Consider the following 21716-nt stretch of genomic DNA (forward strand, 5'->3'; position numbering starts at 1 on the left):
TTGCCTGATAGTTGAGTCGCCTCACTTGATCGCTCCCCCGGTCAAGCCTTCTACGAACCATCTTTGGGCAGCAAGGAAAGCGACAATGAGCGGGAGGACGACAAGCACGGATGCTGCCATGAGTGGACCATAGTCGTTACCGGCCTCCTCGTTCGCGAAGGCCATGATACCGAGCGGCGGCGGCATAAATTTCTGGTCGCGTACGGCGATCAACGGCCAGAAGAGGTCGTTCCAGTGGGAAACCACCGAGAAAATTGAGAAAGCTATGATGGCGGGTAGCGCCATTGGGATCATGATCTTCCAAACGATTGCAAACTCTGATAGGCCATCAAGGCGAGCAGCATGAACCACATCGTCGGGGATGGTCTTGAAGAACTGACGAAACAGGAAGATTCCGAACGGCGAGACGATGTATGGGAAGATGAGTGCTGCGTATGAGTTAAGCAAGCCTAGCTTGTAGCTCAGGATAAAAAGCGGCAGAGCCAGAACCTGGTTAGGCAGGAGCAGACCGCCCAGTACGAGCGAAAAGATCAGGTCGCGGCCGCGAAAGTGTAACTTCGCTAGCGCATAGGCTGCAGGCGCGCAAACCGCGATCTGCAGCGCGAGGATCACCGCACACACAATGACACCGTTGAGCATGTAGGACGGCAGCGGCACGCTAGTCAGTGCCTTCGTGTAGTTCTCTGCCGCATACCAGTGTTCTGGGAACAACGCGAAATGCGCACTGAAGATTTCACCCGGCGGCTTGATGGAAAGACTGACCATCCACACGAATGGCACGAGGATCAGCGCACCTGTGACCAGGAGCGTGGCATGTCGCAGAATAGCCGCGGGTCGCGGAAGCTTGACCATATTCATTGATAGTGAACGCTTTTGTCCATCACGCGGGCCTGGATCAACGCGAGTGCAAGGACGATCAAAAGAAAGACGACAGAGACTGCGGCGCCGTACCCTGCCTGGAGGTATTGAAAACTTTGGCGGTAAAGCGTGAAGAGCAGCATGGTTGAGCTATAGCCCGGTCCACCCTGTGTCAGGACCTGCACGGTGTCGAAAGTCTCGAAAGCCTTGAGTGCCACGACGATGACCACGAACATCGTGACGGGGCCGAGCATGGGTAGCGTGACCGTGCGCAGGCGATCGAGCCAGCCGTCTGCTCCGTCGATGCTGGCGGCGTCGTAAAGGTCCTGCGGGATCGACTTCAAGCCTGCGAGGAAGAGCACCATGGCAAAGCCCAGGTTCTGCCAGATACCGATGACGGCGAGCACCGGGAGCACGGTGCGCTCGTCGCGCAACCAGTTGGCGGTGGGCAAGCCAAGGCTGGAAAGTGTTTCGTTGACGAGCCCTATTGTGGGGTGTAGCAAGGCCTCCCATGCGATCGCCATCGCGGTGAGTGTTGCCATGAAGGGCACAAAGTGGATCGCCCGGTAGAAAGCCCGCAGGCTCTTTCCGCTTTCGATCAGCAACGCGATGGCAAGCGCGAGGATGACGGTCCCTGGTACTACTATCAGCACATAGATCACCGTGTTGCTGAGCGAGGTGCGGAACTCCGCGTCCGCAAAAACCTGGTGGAAGTTCGCGAGTCCCACCCACGCCAACGTTCTGGCGCCAAACTGCCAGTCAGTCAGGGCGATGATGAACACCGCGAGAGCCGGAAGAAAAACCAGAATAAGGAGTAGCAGCAACGCCGGTCCGACCAGCCCCATGGCGCTTAGCGCTTCCGCGAAAGTTCGGCTGCGCTCGGCGGCATTTGCCGCCTGTTTCAGAGTGCCGTCTTCAGCAGCGTTGCACGTGTCCATAGTGGGGCCGGTCATTGGGCGGCTCCACGGATCGGCGTAACACTGGCAGCAGCCTGCGGTGAGCGCAGCCGCTTGCCTTCGCTGGTGAATACAAGCACCCGTTCGGGGGGCACACCGAGATGGACAGTCTGGCCAGTGGTAATATGCGGCGCGCGTTCTGCGGACAGCCGTGCGACAAGCGGTCGGTAGGAGCCGGCCAGGTCCACATGAACAAAGAGGTCGGAGCCCATGTGCTCGATCATGCGCACGGTTCCCGTCAATATTCCAGGACCGGAACGGTCGGCCACATGAAAGGCCTCCGGGCGGATACCGAGTGTGAGGGTTGCACCAGGAAGGGCGTCGGCGTGGATCGCGAGCTGCGAGCCGGCGACGTTAACGAGACTCGGACTATTCACCAGGCCATCCAGCATATTGATTTTCGGCGAGCCGATGAACTCAGCCACGCGGCGGTTGTCGGGATCGTTGTAGATCACCTCGGGCGGGGAGACCTGCAGGAGTTCGCCGTCGAGCATGACGGCGACGCGGTCAGACAGCGTCATTGCCTCGACCTGGTCGTGAGTGACGTAGACGAACGTGGCGTCGAGGCGCTGGTGCAGTTCGTGAATCTCGGCACGCATCTGCGCACGCATGTCGGCATCGAGGTTGGACAACGGTTCGTCCATCAGGAAGATGGCAGGGTGGCGCACCATCGCGCGGCCGACGGCGACGCGCTGGCGTTGGCCACCGGAGAGCTGGCCCGGCTTGCGGGAGAGCAAATGGCCGATGCCGAGTGCTTTCGCAGTGCGCATCACTTCCTTCTCGATTTCCGCAACCGCTGTCGTAGCGCCCGGAACGAAGCGGCCCACGAACGGTAGGCGTTGCCAGGACGACAGCCGCCGCATGCGCATCGGTAGCGCCATGTTGGCGGCGACGGTCAGATGCGGATAGAGCGCGTACGACTGAAACACCATGGCGACATCACGTTGCTTGGGTCGGAGGTGGTCAACAACCCGTCCGGAGATCGACACCGCGCCCGCATCGTGCACTTCTAGCCCGGCAAGGATACGTAAAAGGGTCGACTTGCCGCATCCTGAGGGCCCGAGAAGTGTGACGAATTCACCTTCCCCAATCTCGAGTGAGACGTCGCGCAACACGGTCGTCGTGCCGTAGTGCTTGGAGATTCCTGTGAGCGTGACTGCTGCCATCGAGTTTCCTAACGAGAATGTGAGAGCGTCTGAACGGACTGTTGCGTGCTAACCGGGCTCGCAGAGCGCTTGTCCAACACGTTCGTGCCGTGGCGCCGGTCAGTGCAGGAGGGGAACGACACGCGATCCCGGTCAACGTCAAAAGCAAACCTAGACAAATAGACTAGACGTTATAAGGGCAATACGTGACAAACAGATGACGAGGCGGCGCATAATCAAAAACTATCGAAAGATCCTTCGCGACAGCCAGTGGCAAAACCGCCTGCGACGCCAGCGGGTCGTTGGATATGACCACGCGGAGGACGGCGCTATCGGCGACGTGGAACATTTAGCCGTGACCAAGCCGGACACCTTTGGTAACACGTTGCCCACGAAGCTGGTTCCGCTGGTGCGCGAGAATGCGTCCTCGGGCCAACGCACAGACGTGCTTTCGAGCGAGCTGACTGCTGACGGATGCGCTGGCGTGGGCAAAGGCGGCCCGCAGGCCATCTATTGCAGAAGATTTGGACTTTGCGGCGAAGATAAAGCGGTGGCGCTGCGCAGCTCAGCCCGAAGGGCGCTCCCATGCGCTCGGGACTGCGTTAGGCGAAATATCGGCAACTGCTCGGAGCGAAGTGCTTCCGGACTGGCGTCGAACTGATCCTGATCGATCCGGTCTCGACGCTGACCATCGGTGCGGCGAAATACGCATCGCGGCGCGGCTGGACTTTGCAAGCTGCTGCAGAGTCATCGCCCTAACGGACAGAATTTGAATGGGCGTATGCGACACGCCGGCCCGTGTGTCGTTGCGTGGCGGTCACCACGCGAGGCGAGCTACCTGAAAGGAAATGCGGAGAATCGCGTTTGGCTGCCTGGCGCTCCGTTCAGACTGCACGTACAACGTTTTAGTGCATGAGCGATAGCTCGACACCCCGGGCGCCGGCTTGCTGCGCCGGAGTGCGAAAGGTGCCCAACTGGCGAACGTGCCGCCCCTGGAAGCAGGGGCACCGGTTTGCCCTTGACGCGTCGAGTCGTACCTCGGACTTTGCTGCCTCTCAGGAACGTAGTAAATCCTCAATGGCAAGCCTGCCGGCCTCGCCGGCCGCCAGCAAGGTTTCGACCTCGGTTGAGAATCGTTTGCCGTTCTCGTCCCCCAAATGAAGTGCAGGCAATATGGGCATTCGCGCACCAGGCTTTGTGATGGTGACAACGGCAGTGAAGCCGACGTCGGGCATCTTGAAACTGCTCCAGGAAGTGGACGCGAACGCCTGCAACGCTATGTGAATGTTGTAGCCTTCGTACAAATAGTCCCGTTCCATACTGATGATCGCAAGGAGTCGACGGTGTTGAGTTGACTGGCGAGCGCCATCAGCGCAAGAAGCGAGCTTCTTGATCTTTGACGATATCCATGCCCTGGAGACGGAAGATCTCTTCGACGGGTACGATGTCCTTGTGGACATTCTGCACACCTCCATCGTCGACAATGCGTCGGAATGCGTCCTGCATGGCAGTCGTTGCGGCGCGGATGCCGTAATTTCCATAGATCACCATCCGGACGTTGCCGAGCGCTTTGATGCGGTTCGCGTCGAGTTCCGGATAGGCATTCGGTACGAGGACGAGCGGAACGTCCGCATTCCAGGCGCGCGCAAAGCTTTCGATTTCGGCAGGATCTTTCTTCTTTGAGTGGATGAGGATCATGTCTGCGCCAGCGCGGGCATATGCTTTCGCACGCTTCAGAGCTTCATCTTCGCCGAGCCCTGCGATCAGCGCCTCGGTACGGGCGATGACCAGAAAGTCCGGATCAATCCGTGAGCTGACCGCCGCGCTGATTTTTCCTTCAAACTCTTCAATTCGCAGAAGTTCCTGCCGACCGTCCGCAGCGAGACTGGTGACTTTGGGGAAGGTCTTGTCCTCGATGACGACGGCAGATGCGCCTGCTCGCTCATATTCAGTAATGGCGTGGATGACGTTAATCGCATTGCCATAGCCTGTGTCAATGTCGGCTACGATCGGGAGTGAAGAGCGTCCGGCAATTGCACGCAGCATATCAAGGTGCTGCGTCATGGAGATCAGGCTCATATCCGGGAGGCCATAGAGTGCGGAGAGCTCGAAGCCCGAGGCCCAGAGCCCATCGAATCCAGCTTCCTCGGCCAGCATGGCGGAGAGTGGGCTGTGGGCGGCCATGATATGTACGAGGCCGCGTGCGGCCATGCTATTTCGAAGCTGTTTTGCCTTGCTCATGAGGATTCCTATTCATCAACGTGTGCCGCTGGTGAGGGGCGGCGTGTCGCCAACGTCTCCGTCTGATGGTGACGGGGAGTTCGACGCTAGGTTTAGGCAATTTGCCGGGGGCGGTCATCGTATAAGTCGTCGGACCAGTGAACCGCGAAAATGAGACAGCGACACAACGATGCCGACGTATGGATCCTCACCCTTCTAATCGCCGCGTGCTGCAATGGCAGTCATTTCCACAAGGTAGCCGGGCGACAAGGTGGCACCGATGCAGCATCGTTGCGGCCAATGGTCGGGATTGTCTCCAACCCACGCCCACCAAGCCTTGTCGAGTATCGCCTTATGCTCGAGGTTGGCGAGGTAAACCGTGACTGACAGGACTCGACCTTTTGCTGCGCCAAGCCGTTCGAACAGGGAGTCAAGGTAGGAAAAACAGTCGTGCGCTTGAGTTCCGAGATCGGCATCCTTGTTTTTTGACGTTGCGACCGCGAAAACGAGAGGCCCAAATGCTGCGGCATGCGTGCGCCCTGGCGCGGTCCCAGGCAAACGTTCAATGTCCATCCAATTCTCCTTCATCTATTGATAGTAACGATGGGCTGCGTGAAGTCTGGATCATGTCCATGGCGTTTGCCGGTGCGAAAATGCTATGGGCTTAAAACGAGGCAGCAAATGTGCGCGCTCCATGATTCGCCTGTGGCATCGGCTAGGGCACGACGTCTGTACAAAAGCTTGGTGTTGAATTTTTCACAAAAGCAGAGCGAATGAACTCCACGCGAGGTCGATTAAGTTGTATCGATCCGCACGTGCCAAGCCGCAGTTTTGGACACCCATTGGACATGCTCACCCGCGGGGCAGCGAACTCAAGGCAGCCGGCCGCGCCAGCAAAACTTCAAACATAGACATCTATGCTATTCGTGGCGTGTGACGATAAGATGACAGTTGCCGATTCCGACGATTGCCAAATCGCGAATGAGGGATTTGGCTGTGTCAGGTATGGTCATGGCGTGAGTTCGGAACGGAAATCGCATGTGTTTCGCAGCCAATTGGACGACAGTAGGGCAAGTCTTATACAGATTGCAGAACAGGTGTCTGCTGGGCGTGGGGCCAACAAGCGCACATTACATGAACACACACACGGACGTCCCCTGACTCGTTGCTGTGCGCGGCCATTTCCGGGGATTTAGCGATCTTGATAGGTTCCCTTTTGTCGCGGCAAAATTGTGAGGGCCGGCATGGGGCGTTTCCAGGAAAGGCGCGAGCGAGCTATCTTGTTGCGTCCACGGCTTGCTTGCGGATTCGTTCCACAGTGCGACGATGCACGCCGAATCGTCGAGCGAGTTCTGACGACGATGTGTCCGGCAGCATACTTTGCAATTCTTGCCGTTCGGCCGGCGACAACGAGGGTGGCCTTCCGGTATGCTGGCCTCGCTTGCGGGCGGCTGCCATTCCAGCTTTTGTCCGCTCGCTAATTAGCGAACGCTCGAATTGAGCCAGCGCGGCCATCATGTGGAATATGAACGTGCCTCCGGACGTCTCGGTACTGATCGACTCGGTTAAGGAGTGAAACTGGATTCGGTTCGCGTTGAGCCGTTCGACCAGATCGATAAGTTTGGCAAGCGAACGGCCTAGGCGGTCGAGACGCCACACGACCAACGTATCGCCTTCGGTTGCCTGTTGCAACGCAGCCTCGAGACCGGGCCGGGAAAAGTTCGCGCCTGAAACGCCCTGGTCGTGAAATACAGAGTCGCACCCGGCAGCGTGCAGTGCCGAGAGCTGAAGATCGAGGTTCTGCTCGTCCGTTGATACACGTGCATATCCAATTCTCATGGTGGACTGACATTCGCGACGTGGCTTCTAATGCTAGTTGAGGTTTCGGCTTCTTTCAAATCTCGAATGGGTGGCTTGGCGGGTCAAGTGCGGGCTTCAGCCCGGCGAAGCGAACACTTGACGCGTGTGGAAAAAGTAAGCTGGGACATGGCTGGTTGCGGCAGAATGCGGCAACCAGTCCTGCAAGACAACGCGAACACTGATGAACCAGATCCAACTCTTTGAAGCAGCCCTTGGAATCACGGCGCCGTGGTACGTGCAAGGTGTCGATTTCGACGCCGCGCGGCGTGAACTGACCATTGCCGTGGACTTTGTCGCGGGTACGCGATTTTCCTACCCCAGCGTCGGGGGCGAGCACCCGGTCCATGACACGCAGATCAAGCGACTGCGGCACCTCAACTTTTTCCAGCACGAATGCTTTCTGGAGGTGCGCGTGCCGCGGGTACGCCTGCCCGACGGCTCGGTGCGGCTCGTGCAACCTGACTGGATAGGCAAGCTGGATGGCTTTACGCTGCTGTTTGAAGCGTTCGTGCTGGCGCTGTGCCGGGAGATGACATTTGCCGCCGTGGCCCGTCTGGTGAACCTGTCGTGGTATCGCGTGAAGGCCATCTGTGACCGTTACGTGGACCTGGCCGTGGCCGCAACTGACCTGTCCGGACTCAGCACGGTGGCCATTGACGAAACCTCGTGCCGGCGGGGCCACGACTATGTCTCGCTGGTCGCCGACATGGACGAGCGGCGCGTGGTCTTCGTCACGCCAGGCAAGGATGCAGGCGTTGTCGAACGCTTTGCCAGTCACCTGGAGGAACACAACGCAACACCTGCGCAGATCAGATCGGTCAGCATCGACATGTCGCCCGCCTTCATCAAGGGCGTGGACGAGCATCTGCCCGATGCGCGCGTGACGTTCGACAAGTTTCACGTAATCGCGCACGCCTCCAAAGCTCTCGATGGTGTGCGCCGCGAGCAGCAGAAGACCGATCCTGCACTGAAGGGCATGCGCTGGCCGCTGCTTAAGGATGCTGACAAGCTGAACCTCGCGCAACTGACCGATCTCGAGGCGCTGATCAGCCAGTACACCACCAACCGAACCGGCCGTGCCTGGATGTACCGCGAGCAACTGCGCGAGATTCTCGATCGCAAGCAGATCCACGTCGTCTCCAGGATGTTGCGCCGGTGGCGCAACGGCGTCATGCGTTCCAAGGTCGAGCCCATGAAGGACGTCGCACGCATGATCCTTCGTCATTTCGACGGCATCGTCGCCTGGGCCCAGACGCGCCAGACCAATGGCTTCATTGAAGCATCAACGGCCTGTTTCAGGCTGCCAGGCGCAAGGCGCGCGGATACGCCAGCTTCAAAACCATGCGAACCGTGCTGTTCCTGATCGCAGGCAAGCTCGACTTCTCGGCCTTCAATCCACATGCCTCGTGAGCCGCATTAGCCACTCCACTTTTGAAATAGCCAGAAATCCAGATTGCTGCCGCGAAGACCGTGAATTTTACGGCGGGCAAGGCGTTCAAGGAAGCGGTCAACGCCGGCAAGCGATAGATCGCTGGGCATATAGCCGGTCATCGTTTTGGCGCTTGCACTGCGGTGCCACTACCGGATGAACCGTGCGAGCACCTTCCGGACGACCGAGATGCCCACAGAGGTCCTGAAGCGCACTTACGAGTGCACCGAGTGCCATAAGCGCCTCGGCGCTGGCAAGCTCGCGTGTGAGGAGTTGTAGCGCTTCACGGGCCGCCTGCTTGTTCGTCATCGCCGTGGTCCTGTCTTCTGCATCCGCAGTGAAGTTCCACCGGCCTCGAGAAACGTCAGCAGCAGACTGATGACCATGGTTCGACCATAGAAGAAGCCCTGCCCGAAATCGGCTCCTGACCGGCTGACCACCGTGTGATGGGTGGCGCTTTCCACGCCCTCAGCAACAACGGTTGCGCCGAACGGGCGAGCGGCATCGACCACCGCTGTCAGGCGTCGCCCGCGCTCCTCCGCATCAAGAGCCAGTACCTGCCGGTCGATCTTGATCATCTCGAAGGCAAACACTTTCAGCAGGTCCGGATGCACCGCTGTCGTACCCACGGCAGAGAGCGCAAACCGCACCTTTTTTGCTCTCAATACCGCAAGGGCATTGAGGACTTTCGCCGTCGGCCTTGCACAATGGCTTTCTGGCATGTGAAGAACCAGTTGGGAAAGGATTCCTTTGGCCGCCCTGCCCACATCCGACACAAACGTTGCACTCTGCATGTGTGATCTGGATACATTGACGCCCACGTACAGGGAACTGTCGGCCACCAGCGGTCCAAGTTCACGGGCCGCGGTTGAGAGCACGAACCGGGTTAGCGGGCCGATTAGCGTCGTCTGCTCGAGACGGCTCATGTAATGCGCTGGTCCAAGCGAGCCGTACTCCGTATTTGTCCAGCGGATAAGAGCCTCGACTCCTACGCACCGGCCTTCGCGTAGGCTGAACACTGGCTGGTATTCCAGACGGAACTCCCCTTTTCTTAGTCCCATCCGGGCAGCGCGCATCAGCCTTGCATCGGGACCGAATTGGCGTTTGAACGAAATCCACGCCAGCGCAGACAGGCCCAGGAGCATCAGCCACGACGCCAGCCAGAAGCCCAGCCATGACAGCCGGTGAGGTTTGATTGGTATCCTTGCAGGCTCATGTGGTCCGGCGGCGCCCGGCTCGCGCGCCGATCGATCCGCACCAGCCGCCCCGTCAGGCCGTGCAGGCTCGGCAGGCTGTGCGAGACGGTCACACGAATCATTCGATCCGCAGCCGGTCGGCAGAAGCGAGGTGGCCGACGCATCGGCAAATCCCTGCACGCGAAAAGTAACACCTAAGGAGGTGACTGAATCGCGGGCATCGATGTCGATGCCGGACGCCGCGCTAGTCAGGCTAACGGCTGCCGCGCCCGTGACGGGCGACGGGGAATGACTTGGCACACGGGCTTCGAGCCGGGAGACGTTGCTGGTGTGTCCAATGTCCGGTCCGTCGTGCAACGAGATGCAATGCAGCGGCGGCGCGCCCGCCGGCTCGATGAGAGCCACATTCGCCCCACCCAGCGTTGCGGGCATCAGCAGGGCAGCGGGAAGCGGGCAGATCGTCCCAAAAAGAATGGCCGCCGCGGTTTTTGGGGAAACCGACTCGACTGGTGGCGCTCCAAGCATCGAGATTGCACCTCGCGCTGGGGTGCGAGCAAATTGCTGCGTCGGCGCTGCTTGGGCCAACGGCACCGATATCACGAGCAGCAATGCCATCGCGAGCGCTTGCTTGCTATCCAACAACCGGAATGGGTCAATGGCCGTTTTCAAACTTCGGTCTGGCAATTGCCGGCAGCGGGCGGGAAGAGGGTCGTCTTATTGTTCCAATAGCGCTTCGGGCGCGACATACTGATAGCCCAAGTCACGGGCTACCGCTTCGTACGTGACATGTCCGTGGCAGACGTTAAGCCCTCGGCGAAGATGTATGTCGTCCTTCATCGCACGCTTCCAGCCTTTGTCAGCAAGTGCGATCGCATGCCCGATTGTGGCGTTGTTCAGCGCGAACGTTGAAGTGCGTGCTACCGCGCCCGGCATGTTTGCGACACAGTAGTGCACGACATTCTCGACAACATAGACCGGTTCGGCGTGCGTGGTGACGCGTGAGGTCTCGAAACAGCCGCCCTGGTCGATTGCTACGTCGACCATCACCGCTCCCTTTTTCATGCTGGCCACGTGCTGACGCGTCACCAGTTTAGGTGCCGCTGCACCGGGGATCAGGACTCCGCCGATCACAACGTCCGCATCGAGCACTGCATCATCAATGCTCTGCGCATTCGAGTAGACGGTGCTAATCCGGTTACCGAACACAAGATCGAGCTGACGTAGACGATCAACGCTCTTGTCGAGCACGGTGACACGTGCGCCGAGTCCAAGAGCCATCTGTAGTGCATTTGTGCCCACCACGCCGGCACCCACCACGACGACATGCCCCGGCGCCACACCGGGTACGCCGCCGAGCAGGAGGCCCCGACCGCCGTGCGCAATCTCAAGGTAGTGGGCGCCTGCCTGCACCGCCATGCGTCCTGCAACCTCGCTCATCGGAGCGAGTAGCGGCAGGCCGCCGTGGGGGCCGGTGATGGTCTCGTAGGCGATACAGACGGCGCCCGATTCCGCCAGGGCCTTCGTCTGTTCAGGGTCGGGCGCGAGATGGAGGTATGTGTAAAGAATCTGGCCAGGCCGCAACATTTGACATTCGGCCGGCTGCGGCTCCTTGACCTTGACGATCATGTCGGCGCGCGCGAAAACCTCCACAGCTTGCGCAACGATCTCTGCGCCGACGGATCGGTATTGGTCGTCGGAGAGACCAATAGCTTCGCCAGCGCTTGCCTGCACCACCACATTGTGGCCGCGGGCGGTAAGTTCCCGCACGCTCGCCGGCGTGAGGCCGACGCGGTATTCATGGTTCTTTATCTCTTTCGGTACGCCGACACGCATTATGTTCTCCTGTGCAGTTTGTGCTCTTTTTCGATTGTTGCCGAGCTCGAGCAGCGACCTGGAGCAAAGTTCCACTGTGCAGATCGGCTTCGCAGCGTTGATTTGAGAAATGTGCAGCTTATCGGCGAGACCGACCAGTGGCAGTCGAACGTCCTTGAGCGCGAGCGCGGTGTAACCCAACGGCCGCATGCGAGGCGCGATGGAGCTGCCAGGACTCTCTGTCCGACTGCGGGAGCGCATCGAAGAGAGGCGACGCAAGAAGGGCGTGGTCGGACGGGCGTGAGCGCTGGATTGAAACTTCTCACATCAATGCGAGGCTGACAGGTTGCCGCCTGGCGCGTCCAGGAGTTCGTCCGCTCAGGGAAGGAAGAACTCCGGTTGAGGGCGGCGAGCACGCCTATCTATTGCGATTGGTCACCGGGTGCCGTCGCTACGGTAGCGATCGGGAGGGCGATCGTTCAACGAAAAAAAGGCGACGCCGCCATCCCTGGGTGCAGCGCTGCCTGAAGAAACCCCACTGCTGCTTCACGATCCTGAAAAAAAACCGCACCGGAGGAGACCAGTGCGGTGTCGACAACGACAAAATCCAACTGTTCCCCAACGTGGAGTGGAACGAGGACGAGTATGCAGGGAGTTAGTTGAAAAAATTCAGCGAAGGTAGCGGACAGACGCAGGATTTGTGCGAGCCAGGCGGGAGAAATGCAGGCGAATGTGATTGATTTTATGCGCTGATGTAGCATCGTTCCCGGTGGATCCGTCGACGCTTTCAGAGACAAACCCTGTCGCGTGTCCCGATTGCTATTCGGGTCTTTGGCCGGGCTCGCATTCTTGTTCCTTGCCTCGACAATGCGTCGCGATAGCGCCGCCAATGCGCGCGATGGATTCGCCGCGCACCGGCCGCCCGAGCAGAAACCCCTGGGCGTGAGTGCATCCGCACGCGCGCAGAAACTCCAGTTGCTCCTTAGTTTCCACGCCTTCCGCTGTGGTCGGCATGCCAATTTCGCGCGCCAGCGCTATGATTCTCCGAATCACCGCCGTAGATTTGCTTTCGTGCAAGGCCTCTTTCACAAACGATCCATCGATCTTGAGCTTGTCGAAGGAAAAGCGAACGAGTGTCGACATCGTCGAAAAGCCCTTTCCAAATCGTCGAGCACGAGGCTGATTTCCATATCCGGAAGTTGTGCGAGATTGTGGCGGGTAATGGCATCGTCATTGAGAATTACGGATTCCGTCACCTCGATGTTCAATCGATGCGGTGGCAGATTCGTCGCCCGGAGAATGGCGGACACACTTGACGCGAACGACTCCTCGCGTAGTTGAACAGGCGACACATTGACGGCTACGGTCGCCGCATCGCGCCAGGTCACCGCATCCGCGCATGACTGTCGCAGCACCCACTCGCCCAGCGCCAACAATCAATCCAGTACGCTCGGCGATGGGAATGAAAGCGGCAGGCGGTAGCTCGCCACGGGTCGTGTGCCTCCAACGGACGAGCGCTTCGCGGCCCGAGACCGAGCCATCGGCGATCTTGATGATGGGCTGATGCTCCATTCGCAGGCCGGTAAGCAGAATTTGACGATTGTGCGCGCTCAGATCCGGCGCGGAAGAGGGCACCCACCTGAACAACGCAGAGCTTGGTTCGCTGAGTGGCATATCCAATGCGCGGTGGGTTTCATATTAGAACTCGGATTATGGCACGGCTTTAGCGCCATACCGATATCAGAGGTCGCGTGCACCTGGAATTCGCCGTGCATTGGAAACGGCTTCTTGGCGAACACTCGCGTGTCCTTCGTTGTATCCGCGCCTTACTTAAATTCGCCGCGTAAAAGTTGCGCGACTCCGCGATCTAACGCGGGAAATCAGATCACCGCTTGGCAACTTCGCTGCAATCCTCGATGACGGACGCATGACAATTCATGGCAAGGACTTCGCGTATGTGCGCGGTGAAGGTGCCGGACATGGAAACTGAAAGAACGTCGTTGCGCTCCCTGGTCGATAAGTGGGTTGCTCCGACGCACGAGAGACCGTTGCGCGTCACAGAATTTGGGCGCACTGCTACCGGTGCGCGCTACGTTACTCTTGAAGTTTTACGCATGGCCGGACCGCTCAACATTGCATTCTTCCGCCATGACGATGGCGCCTGGCGCGTATTTCCGCCAGCCCCCAGTCGCCCCTTGATGATGGCGATATGAGATCCAGCGGCGTGTTGAGGCATTCTGCTCGACATCCGATCAGAGATAAGCACTGCAGCTGCTGGTTGAACGGCTAAAGATAAAGGCAAAGGAGACAACAATGCGCATCGGCGTACCCAAAGAAGTCAAGGTGCATGAATACCGCGTGGGTCACGCCCGCGAACGTGCGCGAGCTCACTTCGCGCGGTCATGATGTGCTTGTCCAATCGGAAGCGGGCGCTTAGCGAGCCATGATCTATGAAAGCTTGTTAGTTCTGGCGAACGCGATGCGTTGGTGCGATCAGGCTATCCGACAGCTTAGGGTGTACGCCGGCGATGAATGCTCACTTCGTGTGCAGCGCAATTGAGGCATTTGCGGCGCGGTCTCTTGCTGGTCGCGTCCAGGAATGAGTGGAGTTGTGTGATGCTTGAAGAATCAGAACCGATCACGTCCGAATACTTTCGCGAACTGGAGGCTTGGACGTGCGCTTGGTTTGATGAAGCTGTCGCAGCGAATCACGTGCGTCCGCCGTACCATCCTGATGCAACGATCATAGAGCGGATCCGTGGCTACTTTCGCGCCGGATTAACGCCGGCCGAAGCAGCAGATGCATGCTTTGGAATGGTCCATTAACTCACGCCGGAAGAACGAAATGGCGAACTTTAAGCGGGGCGGCGCTGGCGGTGCCGTCGTTCCGTTCGCTCCTGGCCAGGAAAACTTGCGGTTGCGGGGAGGTGCTGCTGCGCGCGGGTTGTGCGAATCGCGGGATTGCGGCGATGGCGATCCTTGAGGTTCGTTTCATCCGGTCCCGCCGAGATACCCCGTCCTTCAGGGCGGGGAGGACTCCAATTGAGCGGCGTCGAATGTTCACGAAGCAAACCGCCGCGGGATTTGTGGCAGAATGCATGGCCGTCATGGGTGTAGCTCAATGGTAGAGCCGAAGTCTTCCAAGCTTAAGACGAGGGTTCGATTCCCTTCACCCGCTCCAGGTTGTAGGGCCTGTAGCTCAGTTGGTCAGTAGCAGTCGGCTCATAACCGATCGGTCGCCGGTTCAAGTCCGGCCGGGCCCACCACCAAATGCTGTGTCGCCAGAGGCGAGTAGTGACTGCTGCTGCGCACGTTAGAGCCACCGACTCTTGACACCCTCGTCGTCCTGGAGGGCAACGATTCCTTCTGCAAAACGGCGATGTCCGGCCGCGAAGCTCGATGATGACGGGTCGTATTGCAGGCCCGTACGCGTGGCACGGTTGAGTAAATCCTCATGACGATGTTCTTCGTTGCTTGATAAGACGCACGCGGTTCTTTGCGCAAAACTCCAGCGTGCTTCGATGTCGCGGAAGGCCTCCAACGCATACCACGAGTTGGTATTCCCAGCATTGAACGTTTCATGCTCGAAGTGCTCGAAGATTACATCGCGGATTTCGGTTGCGGTGGCTATTGCTTTCATCTGTCGTCCGGAGCCGAAGCCGAAGCCAGGGCCGTAACGGAAGGCGGAAAATGCGGGGCTGAAAGGATTCGCATGCAGTCATGTCTGGGGCGTCGGGGTTAAAACGCTCGGTATTAGCCGACCGACGGCTCTTCGCGCGGATGCGCAAAAGCACACCGATCAATCAGGAAATCAGTCCGTCCTTTTAGCGACGTTTTGCGCTTCTCTTCCGCCGTTTTGATGAAGTCGGTGAGTTCGCGCTCCAACGCCGAATCTTTGGCGCCCGGCTTCCATGCTGCGACGCCGTGTCGGCGGCGGGTGGTGCGAGCAAGCGCGAGTGCGGATACCGCGGCCCTTTGCGCATTCAAGTTCGACGTGCGCGCAGACGTCTATCGGCACACCGAACTCGCGGATAGCTTCCACGTACTCGCGAACGCTGTGCACAGTAGCCGGATATTCGCGCAACTCAGATATCACTTTGCGACCCAGGACGTCCCAATTAACGTCTGCATAGGCGAACGGCGGAATGGACACGCCTTTGCTGGCTTCGCCGCTGCTGGATTCGGCGACCGCCCATGCCGCCCTGTGCATCGTTGTGCGGCAGGTGCGGGCGTACCTTTCGAGTGACAATGCGAGTTCCGAGCGCCATGTTGCTGCGACCCCGCTTGCGTTCCCTGGCCTTCCATGCAGTGATCCACCCGAGACTAACGACAGAGCCGATGGCGCCGGAGGTCAGCGCCATCAAAATCGGAGTGTTCAAGTTAATTCGCTGGATGAAATCGAGCCATTCTTGACGCATGCGCCGCCTCGGCGAACGAAAAAGAAAGAAATTATAAGCAATATGCGGTGTTCAGAACATGAGACGCACTGCGTGTCTCGCGGCTACGTTTCAATCGAAATGACCCGTCTCCTTTTAAGTGAGCTCCGAAACTCAGTCGCTATTCAACAGACTGGTCAGTGCGAGGAAACCGGTGCGTGTATGAAATGACCGCCGGTCTGTTGCGCATTTTGGTTTCGCAGGGGACGGATCTTGGACATTCCTAGTTCAAGCGATGAGGCCGAGGACAGCACATGCTCACCATCAAGGGGCGAGCCTACATTGTGGGAAATTCTGCGCAACGACCGAAGTTTGTCATTCAAGACTTATTTCTCCCGCGCCGTTTTGCCGTCTAAAGCGAAAGTTTCCCAAAACTGACAGTTCTTGGCGGAATATGGCATAGTGCGGCGATGAATAACCAAAGGGGAGAAACCATGACCACGCTCGATAGTATTCAGGCGAAAATCGCAAAACTTCAAGCGCAAGCAGAAGCAATGGCAAAGGAACAGTCGTCGAAAGTCATTGCTGAGATTCGCGATTTAATGGACAGACACGGCGTGTCGATTGCGGACATCGAAGCGCACACCAGGGGCAAGCGCGGACATAGCCCGGCCGCCGATAGAGTCGCGACGACAAAGGTCGCAGCCAAGTACCGCGATCCCAAGAGCGGTGCAACATGGACGGGCCGAGGCCGCGCTCCGGCATGGATCGCCGATGCAAAGGACCGAAACAAGTTTTTGATTGACGGCGCGGCGGAAAGTACCGGCATCGCGGAGAAGCCAGCGAAGCCCGGAAACTATGTTCGCGGAACTCAGGCCCCGAAATATCGTGATCCTCAAAGCGGATTGACATGGAGCGGGCGCGGGCGAGCGCCAGCATGGCTAGCGGATGCAAAGGACCGTGCGGCGTTCCTGATCGACGGCGCTGGCGAAGGCGACGGGGCGACGAAGGCGGTCGCAGCAAAGAAGGGCACCGCCAAGACCGTCGCGACCAAGAAGGTCGCAGCTAGGAAGGCGGTTGCGAAAAAGGCCGTTGCTAAGAAGGGCGCTGCAACCAAGGTTGCTGCGACGAAGAAAACGGCTGCAAAGAAAGCTGCCGTAGCCTCGAAAAAGTCGCCGGCGAAGAAAGCTGCGGGGAAGAAAGCGCCGGCGAAGAAGGCCGCCGCCAAGCAGCCGACCGCCGTCGTGGAAGCTCCCGCACAATCCTCGGCGTCGACAAGCGGTGGAGAAGGTGAAACGACCGCGTGATTTCGGCGGCGGGCGACGCTTCACTGAAATGGAATGCCTCTCGCCACCGTGAGTTCGCGTGCTGCTTCATCCCGCGAAAGTAAACACGAGTTCTTCACAGTGGAGCGACGGCTTAATCCCAAGCAGATCGCTCTCTATATTTGCCCATCGGCCGGCCCTGGTTTCCGCAGCGGCTGACGAAGCAGGTGACAAACCACGATGCGTTTGGCTACTTCGCTTTCGATGCTGAGGCAGTGTTGCCAAGACGCCGCGGAAAGCCCGGCCTTCAGAGATCGTCAGCAGATATGGGGTTCGAGGACTCTTGCGACGAATGACGATGTGGTGTTCTGCCCGATCTCGTTGCGCAGTTGCGCATTGAGTGCGTCCCGCTCCACGCCGTTCGCTGACGCGGCATCGATAAGCGCGGCGAGGGCGTCGAGCACATCAGCGTCTGTCATGTCGAAACCCGCCCCAGCATCGATCCAATGCAACGCCGCCTTCCCACAAGCTATAGCAAAGCCAGGTTGCTGCCATGCGAATTCGCGCGCTGCCCTTATGAGGGTGCGCGGATCAGTCGGGCTGGTTCGGACGAGGGACGCCGCCAGATCGAGAAGTCCCGCATCTTTCGCGGCAGCGAACCACTTGCCTTCCGACCCAGGCTCGCTGGCAATGAGATCCTGCAGGATTACGGATTGCGGGCGCTCGGAGTACTTCTTCGCAATCGCGCGAAAGGTCGCCAGGTATGTTCCGGACCGGTTAGCGGCGATTGCATAGCGGCGGTAGGCCTCGTCTTTCATGCCGGACGCCAGCAGAATCGACTCGCATTCGATAGCAATTGCACTTTCCGACGTATGACTATCTCGCGACTGCTCGGCATAACGCAGCGCTTCGGCCGGCTTGCCGAGCGCGACCAGCGCCTTCAGGCCCCACTGGCGGTATGGCCACCACTTCATGCGTGCGGATTCGACGAGCGCCAGCAGCTCGTCGAATCGTTGTGCGCCATACAGCGCGCTCATGCATGCGGTCGCGCCCACGAACGATTCACCCTCGCCGTTGGGGCCGATTACGTGCGCCGTGACGTGCAGGAGTCGGTCCGCCCATGCAGACGCAACAACCGGCGTCGCGCATAGTTCGCCCCATAAATCCGCGAGGCCTTCGATGTATGGCATCCGATCTTGCTGAAGCGCGTCGAAGAGGCGCTCCAGCCAGCGCTGTCTGACGGACTCCTCGACCTGCGCACTGGCAATGACCGGTACAAGCGCTTCGATGGCGCGATTAACGGCGGTTCCGATGGCGCCTGAAGAACTGTCGACTTGCTCCAAGGCAGGCGAAAGTCTCTCGATCAGCAGCACTGCGCCCTCGGCCGCAAGCACGGGACTCGAGCGGGCGACCTGCCGAATTTCACCGACGGCTTCCTTTAAGCGCTGAATGGGCAGGGCCGACTTCCAGCCAAAGCCACCACGCCGGAAGCGGGCCACGAAAGTCCATCGATGAGGGGTCGTGTCTGGCATGAGCTCCTCGGCCTTAGCGAGTCTGCATGTAGAGGTTGTAGAGTGGCGCATGAGGATTGCGCAGGCTGCACCAGTCGTGCCGCACGCTCCGGCGCCGCACCTCAGAAGACTTCGATAGCGGGAAAGCCGATGCAGCTTGAAGATGCCTCTGCCACAAAAGGCTCCGACTTCACGCCCCACGCGATATTGACCTCGGGATCGTTCCAGCACACTGTCCGCTCAAAGGTTTCGTTACGCTTCGACGTCGTTCTGATGAGTACCTCGGCAACCTCTGATCGCACATGAAATCCATAGGCGAACCCCGGGGGAATCCACATCTGCCAGCTGTTTGCCGCAGAAATACGCTCACCAACCCAACGCTCAAACGTGACCGACCATCGTCTAAGATCCAGTGCAACAGCGAATACGTCGCCGTTGACCACTCGCAGCAGCAGGCCACAAGGTTGCTGTATCTGATAGTGAAGTCCGGTCAACACGTTGCGGGAAAAGACCATATGCTGATCTTGGACGAAGGTGTACCCGCGGGCAACATTCTCTTCAAACCACTCCTGGTCGAAGCTATAAAAAGATAGCCCACGGGCGTCGTGACCGAGGTGCGGTTCGACGATCTTCACGTCGCGGATGTTGGTATGGCGTATGCGGCAACGCATTGATTCGGTAGCGAAAGAGGGGGAGGTGCTCATTCCTTGTCCAAGGACGGAGTGTGCGGTGCGTGACGCGAGACTCAGCCAGAAGCGAAAATAAATCCGGTGGAGTGTCTCAGCGCGAAAGCGGCTCGAAAACCAGATTAGTCAATTAACCAACTCAATTGCGGGTGAAGCCGATTTCTCGATAATCTTGTCCAGGCGATCGCTGGCCTCAAGGAGGAAAAGCAACGGCGTATCCCGAAGTTGTCTGTCGTGTTCGTTGAGAGCCTGTGTGAGAAGCGCAATGGTCCCCGGCGGAATTTGCCAATCGCCGGTTTCATTGCCGCGGTCGTAGATGGCTGTGAGCTGCTTATCCGCGTTCTCAAGCATGTCGGCATCCAATAGCCCATGTCCGGCATCTGTGAGGAAGCGGGTGAGCAGGATGCCCGTGTAGAGTCGCCGCGCAAGCGGTGCGTCTGCATACCCCATCTTCGCTGCCTCAAGTGCTGCCCTGTACATCAACACCAGCTCATCGGCTTCAGAGCGAGGCATCGGCAAAAGCAGCCGCGTGTCTTGACGCCGTGCCGGGCGCGCTGTCTTAAACACTTTGTTCTTTCTTGACATCCTCAGTTTTCCAGATCTGCGATTCCCTGCACGTCACCCTCACGCTCAACCAGGCGTAACCATCTGTTAAGGTTCTCGCTGCTACCGTCCAATAACCTGTCGACCAGACTCAGATCGTTCGCAGTTGCCAGCATGTTATGCAACGCCAGGTGCGCTACGAGAAGGTAGTACATGCACCTGCGCAATTCATTTCGCGCGTCATAACACCGCCGGCCGTGCAGGTACAAGTCTTCAATGGCGCACTTGAGCTTTTTTGCAACGTACGATAGCGGGACGCCATCACGGCTTTGCCGAGACGTGTAGGCGCCGGCGTTTGCATTGAGCGGCAAGCCTGCGTCGTCTGGTTCTTCTGACATTCTGAATTGTTAGATTTGAGCCGTCTTGAATGATGCGTCCCCGGTCTTCGCTACGTCGTCATCCTCCATGGAGCGCAAGCGTCATGCTTGTCGAACGAACCCGCTCGACCAAGTATTCTTGCTGTTTTCCGAAAGCGAAGCGCGGGAGAATTGAGATATATTTGGGTGTTTTCCTGCGTCGAGATCGTGAGTTTCGCCTGTTTTCCTCGAGAATGCTCTTCGGGGGGAGCCCGCTGGAGTGCTTGGGTCGGCCCGCGAGGCTAGGGCATAAGGTCGCGGCCTTGACTGCCTCTCGCCTTAAAGGGAGCGACGATTCCTGACCGCCAGGCGGCCAACCGGCGCAAAGACGTTCTACACAAACTTAGCACCGAGCAGGTCAACAACTATGGCGCAATCTTCGCGGCAGGAGCGGGGCCGGGGCACGCGCCTGTACTTGCAAACGGCGCGGCCGCCCAATCGACTCCCGCATGAGTATGATGAGCGAGACGGTAGCTCGCTTCGTCCCGGCTGCCGGCGCGAGATCGCGGGCCGGCCATTACACCGGGCCACGAATTGATGGGCACAAGTCAGGCTGGAGTGGGTGATTTCTGGCTCAAATATTCTGCGAAGGGCTCTCCCAGCTCTGGGTGACGCAGGGCAAAATCGACGGTCCCTTTCAGGTAACCGAGCTTGCTGCCACAATCGAATCGTGCGCCGTGGTAGCGGTATGCGAGCACCTGTTCATCCGACAGGAGCGACTGGATGGCGTCAGTCAGCTGCAGTTCCCCACCCGCACCTGGCTTGATCGAGCGCAGGTGCTTGAAGATGCGGGGCTTGAGCACGTACCGGCCGACTACGCCGAGGTTTGATGGCGCGACGTCGGGGGCGGGTTTTTCAACGATTCCCGAGAGCTTGATGATCGATTCCTCCCATTTCCTGCCGTCAACGATACCGTACGATTTTGTATCTTGCGGTGGGATCTCTTCGACACCGATGACAGAGCTGTAATAGTGGTCGAACACTTCGACCATCTGCTTCATGACGCTCGGCACGCCGTAGAGCAGGTCGTCCGCGAGGACGACAGCAAACGGATGGTTACCGACGAGCTTTTCCGCGCAGAGTACAGCGTGACCGAGACCAAGCGCTTCAGGCTGCCGAACGTAGAAGCAGTCAACGTGACTAGGCTTGATCCCGCGAACGAGCTCAAGGAGTTTCTCCTTGCCTCGCGCCTCAAGCTCGCCCTCGATCTCATAAGACTTGTCAAAATGATCCTCGATGGCGCGCTTGCTACGGCCGGTCACAAAGATCATCTCGGTGATGCCAGCCGACATCGCCTCCTCAACCGCGTACTGGATAAGCGGCTTGTCGACGATTGGCAGCATCTCTTTCGGGCTTGCCTTGGTGGCGGGAAGAAAGCGTGTGCCGAGACCGGCAACCGGAAAGACGGCTTTCGTTACTTTCATTCTGTGCTGCTCCAGGTTG

The 21716-nt window shown here is 58.8% G+C and carries 19 protein-coding genes, 1 tRNA gene and 3 pseudogenes; 5 read left to right on the forward strand and 18 right to left on the reverse strand.

Annotated features, from left to right (window positions below):
- Nucleotides 1–21: 21 nt before the first annotated feature.
- The 7 genes from AC07WT_RS29185 to AC07WT_RS29215 all read right to left on the reverse strand — a co-directional run bounded on the left by AC07WT_RS29185 (nt 22) and on the right by AC07WT_RS29215 (nt 7018).
- Nucleotides 22–858 carry a carbohydrate ABC transporter permease gene (locus AC07WT_RS29185; RefSeq protein WP_494949620.1) on the reverse strand — a complete coding sequence of 279 codons (837 nt, stop codon included), beginning with the start codon at nt 856–858 and terminating at the stop codon, nt 22–24.
- A complete protein-coding gene (locus AC07WT_RS29190; protein WP_494949621.1) occupies nt 855–1811 on the reverse strand; it encodes a carbohydrate ABC transporter permease in 957 nt (318 codons plus the stop codon). Before AC07WT_RS29190 ends, AC07WT_RS29185 begins: the two co-directional genes overlap by 4 nt.
- Nucleotides 1808–2980 carry an ABC transporter ATP-binding protein gene (locus AC07WT_RS29195; protein ID WP_494949622.1) on the reverse strand — a complete coding sequence of 391 codons (1173 nt, stop codon included), beginning with the start codon at nt 2978–2980 and terminating at the stop codon, nt 1808–1810. Before AC07WT_RS29195 ends, AC07WT_RS29190 begins: the two co-directional genes overlap by 4 nt.
- 1034 nt (nt 2981–4014) lie before the next feature.
- Nucleotides 4015–4278 carry a hypothetical protein gene (locus AC07WT_RS29200; RefSeq protein ID WP_494949623.1) on the reverse strand — a complete coding sequence of 88 codons (264 nt, stop codon included), beginning with the start codon at nt 4276–4278 and terminating at the stop codon, nt 4015–4017.
- Nucleotides 4279–4327: 49 nt separating this feature from the next.
- The gene (locus AC07WT_RS29205) at nt 4328–5200 is read right to left on the reverse strand and encodes a phosphonopyruvate hydrolase (protein ID WP_494949624.1); all 873 of its coding nucleotides are present in this window, start codon (nt 5198–5200) and stop codon (nt 4328–4330) included.
- A 195-nt stretch (nt 5201–5395) separates the two neighbouring features.
- A complete protein-coding gene (locus AC07WT_RS29210) occupies nt 5396–5752 on the reverse strand; it encodes a Rid family hydrolase (RefSeq protein ID WP_494949625.1) in 357 nt (118 codons plus the stop codon).
- A gap of 702 nt (nt 5753–6454) precedes the next feature.
- Nucleotides 6455–7018 carry a recombinase family protein gene (locus AC07WT_RS29215; RefSeq protein ID WP_494949626.1) on the reverse strand — a complete coding sequence of 188 codons (564 nt, stop codon included), beginning with the start codon at nt 7016–7018 and terminating at the stop codon, nt 6455–6457.
- A 202-nt stretch (nt 7019–7220) separates the two neighbouring features.
- On the opposite strand from AC07WT_RS29215, the pseudogene AC07WT_RS29220 reads away from it, so the two are divergent.
- Both AC07WT_RS29220 and AC07WT_RS29225 read left to right on the forward strand, forming a co-directional pair.
- A pseudogene (locus AC07WT_RS29220) lies at nt 7221–8449 on the forward strand (ISL3 family transposase).
- Nucleotides 8450–8482: 33 nt separating this feature from the next.
- Nucleotides 8483–8566 (forward strand): annotated as a pseudogene (locus AC07WT_RS29225) (HU family DNA-binding protein); the annotation flags it as partial.
- A 207-nt stretch (nt 8567–8773) separates the two neighbouring features.
- Here AC07WT_RS29225 and AC07WT_RS29230 read toward each other — a convergent pair.
- From AC07WT_RS29230 to AC07WT_RS29250, 5 genes and pseudogenes are all read right to left on the reverse strand, one after another.
- The gene (locus AC07WT_RS29230) at nt 8774–10279 is read right to left on the reverse strand and encodes an EAL domain-containing protein (RefSeq protein ID WP_494949627.1); all 1506 of its coding nucleotides are present in this window, start codon (nt 10277–10279) and stop codon (nt 8774–8776) included.
- A gap of 99 nt (nt 10280–10378) precedes the next feature.
- Complete coding sequence (gene ald, locus AC07WT_RS29235; protein ID WP_494951069.1) at nt 10379–11497, reverse strand: alanine dehydrogenase; 1119 nt, start codon at nt 11495–11497, stop codon at nt 10379–10381.
- 458 nt (nt 11498–11955) lie between these two features.
- Nucleotides 11956–12273 (reverse strand): hypothetical protein, encoded by a 318-nt coding sequence (locus AC07WT_RS29240; RefSeq protein WP_494949628.1) that lies wholly within the window; start codon nt 12271–12273, stop codon nt 11956–11958.
- A 22-nt stretch (nt 12274–12295) separates the two neighbouring features.
- A pseudogene (locus tag AC07WT_RS29245) lies at nt 12296–12810 on the reverse strand (EAL domain-containing protein); the annotation flags it as partial.
- Nucleotides 12707–13150 carry an EAL domain-containing protein gene (locus AC07WT_RS29250; protein WP_494949629.1) on the reverse strand — a complete coding sequence of 148 codons (444 nt, stop codon included), beginning with the start codon at nt 13148–13150 and terminating at the stop codon, nt 12707–12709. The gene AC07WT_RS29250 and the pseudogene AC07WT_RS29245, both read right to left, overlap by 104 nt.
- Before the next feature lie 942 nt (nt 13151–14092).
- On the opposite strand from AC07WT_RS29250, the gene AC07WT_RS29255 reads away from it, so the two are divergent.
- Nucleotides 14093–14302 (forward strand): hypothetical protein, encoded by a 210-nt coding sequence (locus AC07WT_RS29255; RefSeq protein ID WP_494949630.1) that lies wholly within the window; start codon nt 14093–14095, stop codon nt 14300–14302.
- A 362-nt stretch (nt 14303–14664) separates the two neighbouring features.
- Nucleotides 14665–14742, forward strand: a tRNA-Ile gene (locus AC07WT_RS29260).
- A 47-nt stretch (nt 14743–14789) separates the two neighbouring features.
- Here AC07WT_RS29260 and AC07WT_RS29265 read toward each other — a convergent pair.
- Together AC07WT_RS29265 and AC07WT_RS29270 are read right to left on the reverse strand one after the other, a co-directional pair.
- Nucleotides 14790–15116 carry a hypothetical protein gene (locus tag AC07WT_RS29265; RefSeq protein ID WP_494949631.1) on the reverse strand — a complete coding sequence of 109 codons (327 nt, stop codon included), beginning with the start codon at nt 15114–15116 and terminating at the stop codon, nt 14790–14792.
- 113 nt (nt 15117–15229) lie between these two features.
- Entirely contained in the window at nt 15230–15361 is a 132-nt protein-coding gene (locus AC07WT_RS29270; protein ID WP_494949632.1) for a hypothetical protein, read from the reverse strand.
- 985 nt (nt 15362–16346) lie between these two features.
- On the opposite strand from AC07WT_RS29270, the gene AC07WT_RS29275 reads away from it, so the two are divergent.
- Nucleotides 16347–17159: an H-NS family nucleoid-associated regulatory protein gene (locus AC07WT_RS29275; RefSeq protein ID WP_494949633.1), complete on the forward strand. Its 813-nt coding sequence runs from the start codon at nt 16347–16349 to the stop codon at nt 17157–17159.
- Nucleotides 17160–17434: 275 nt separating this feature from the next.
- Here AC07WT_RS29275 and AC07WT_RS29280 read toward each other — a convergent pair whose 3' ends face one another.
- The 4 genes from AC07WT_RS29280 to galU all read right to left on the reverse strand — a co-directional run bounded on the left by AC07WT_RS29280 (nt 17435) and on the right by galU (nt 21697).
- Complete coding sequence (locus tag AC07WT_RS29280; RefSeq protein WP_494951070.1) at nt 17435–18649, reverse strand: hypothetical protein; 1215 nt, start codon at nt 18647–18649, stop codon at nt 17435–17437.
- A 101-nt stretch (nt 18650–18750) separates the two neighbouring features.
- Complete coding sequence (gene rfbC / locus AC07WT_RS29285; protein ID WP_494949634.1) at nt 18751–19332, reverse strand: dTDP-4-dehydrorhamnose 3,5-epimerase; 582 nt, start codon at nt 19330–19332, stop codon at nt 18751–18753.
- Between the two features lie 108 nt (nt 19333–19440).
- A complete protein-coding gene (locus AC07WT_RS29290) occupies nt 19441–19899 on the reverse strand; it encodes a hypothetical protein (RefSeq protein ID WP_494949635.1) in 459 nt (152 codons plus the stop codon).
- A gap of 922 nt (nt 19900–20821) precedes the next feature.
- Nucleotides 20822–21697, reverse strand: coding sequence for a UTP--glucose-1-phosphate uridylyltransferase GalU (gene galU / locus AC07WT_RS29295; RefSeq protein WP_494949636.1), 876 nt, complete (start codon nt 21695–21697; stop codon nt 20822–20824).
- Between the last annotated feature and the right edge of the window lie 19 nt (nt 21698–21716).

The sequence above is a fragment of the Paraburkholderia sp. GW821-FHT02A12 genome (assembly GCF_059422005.1).

Excerpts from the sequence above, each read along its gene's own strand:
- AC07WT_RS29185 (WP_494949620.1), bottom strand. The coding sequence starts at position 858 with ATGAATATGGTCAAGCTTCCGCGACCCGCGGCTATTCTGCGACATGCC.
- AC07WT_RS29190 (WP_494949621.1), bottom strand. The coding sequence starts at position 1,811 with ATGACCGGCCCCACTATGGACACGTGCAACGCTGCTGAAGACGGCACT.
- AC07WT_RS29195 (WP_494949622.1), bottom strand. The coding sequence starts at position 2,980 with ATGGCAGCAGTCACGCTCACAGGAATCTCCAAGCACTACGGCACGACG.
- AC07WT_RS29200 (WP_494949623.1), bottom strand. The coding sequence starts at position 4,278 with ATGGAACGGGACTATTTGTACGAAGGCTACAACATTCACATAGCGTTG.
- AC07WT_RS29205 (WP_494949624.1), bottom strand. The coding sequence starts at position 5,200 with ATGAGCAAGGCAAAACAGCTTCGAAATAGCATGGCCGCACGCGGCCTC.
- AC07WT_RS29210 (WP_494949625.1), bottom strand. The coding sequence starts at position 5,752 with ATGGACATTGAACGTTTGCCTGGGACCGCGCCAGGGCGCACGCATGCC.
- AC07WT_RS29215 (WP_494949626.1), bottom strand. The coding sequence starts at position 7,018 with ATGAGAATTGGATATGCACGTGTATCAACGGACGAGCAGAACCTCGAT.
- AC07WT_RS29230 (WP_494949627.1), bottom strand. The coding sequence starts at position 10,279 with ATGGCATTGCTGCTCGTGATATCGGTGCCGTTGGCCCAAGCAGCGCCG.
- ald (WP_494951069.1), bottom strand. The coding sequence starts at position 11,497 with ATGCGTGTCGGCGTACCGAAAGAGATAAAGAACCATGAATACCGCGTC.
- AC07WT_RS29250 (WP_494949629.1), bottom strand. The coding sequence starts at position 13,150 with ATGCCACTCAGCGAACCAAGCTCTGCGTTGTTCAGGTGGGTGCCCTCT.
- AC07WT_RS29255 (WP_494949630.1), top strand. The coding sequence starts at position 14,093 with ATGCTTGAAGAATCAGAACCGATCACGTCCGAATACTTTCGCGAACTG.
- AC07WT_RS29265 (WP_494949631.1), bottom strand. The coding sequence starts at position 15,116 with ATGAAAGCAATAGCCACCGCAACCGAAATCCGCGATGTAATCTTCGAG.
- AC07WT_RS29275 (WP_494949633.1), top strand. The coding sequence starts at position 16,347 with ATGACCACGCTCGATAGTATTCAGGCGAAAATCGCAAAACTTCAAGCG.
- AC07WT_RS29280 (WP_494951070.1), bottom strand. The coding sequence starts at position 18,649 with ATGCCAGACACGACCCCTCATCGATGGACTTTCGTGGCCCGCTTCCGG.
- rfbC (WP_494949634.1), bottom strand. The coding sequence starts at position 19,332 with ATGAGCACCTCCCCCTCTTTCGCTACCGAATCAATGCGTTGCCGCATA.
- AC07WT_RS29290 (WP_494949635.1), bottom strand. The coding sequence starts at position 19,899 with ATGTCAAGAAAGAACAAAGTGTTTAAGACAGCGCGCCCGGCACGGCGT.
- galU (WP_494949636.1), bottom strand. The coding sequence starts at position 21,697 with ATGAAAGTAACGAAAGCCGTCTTTCCGGTTGCCGGTCTCGGCACACGC.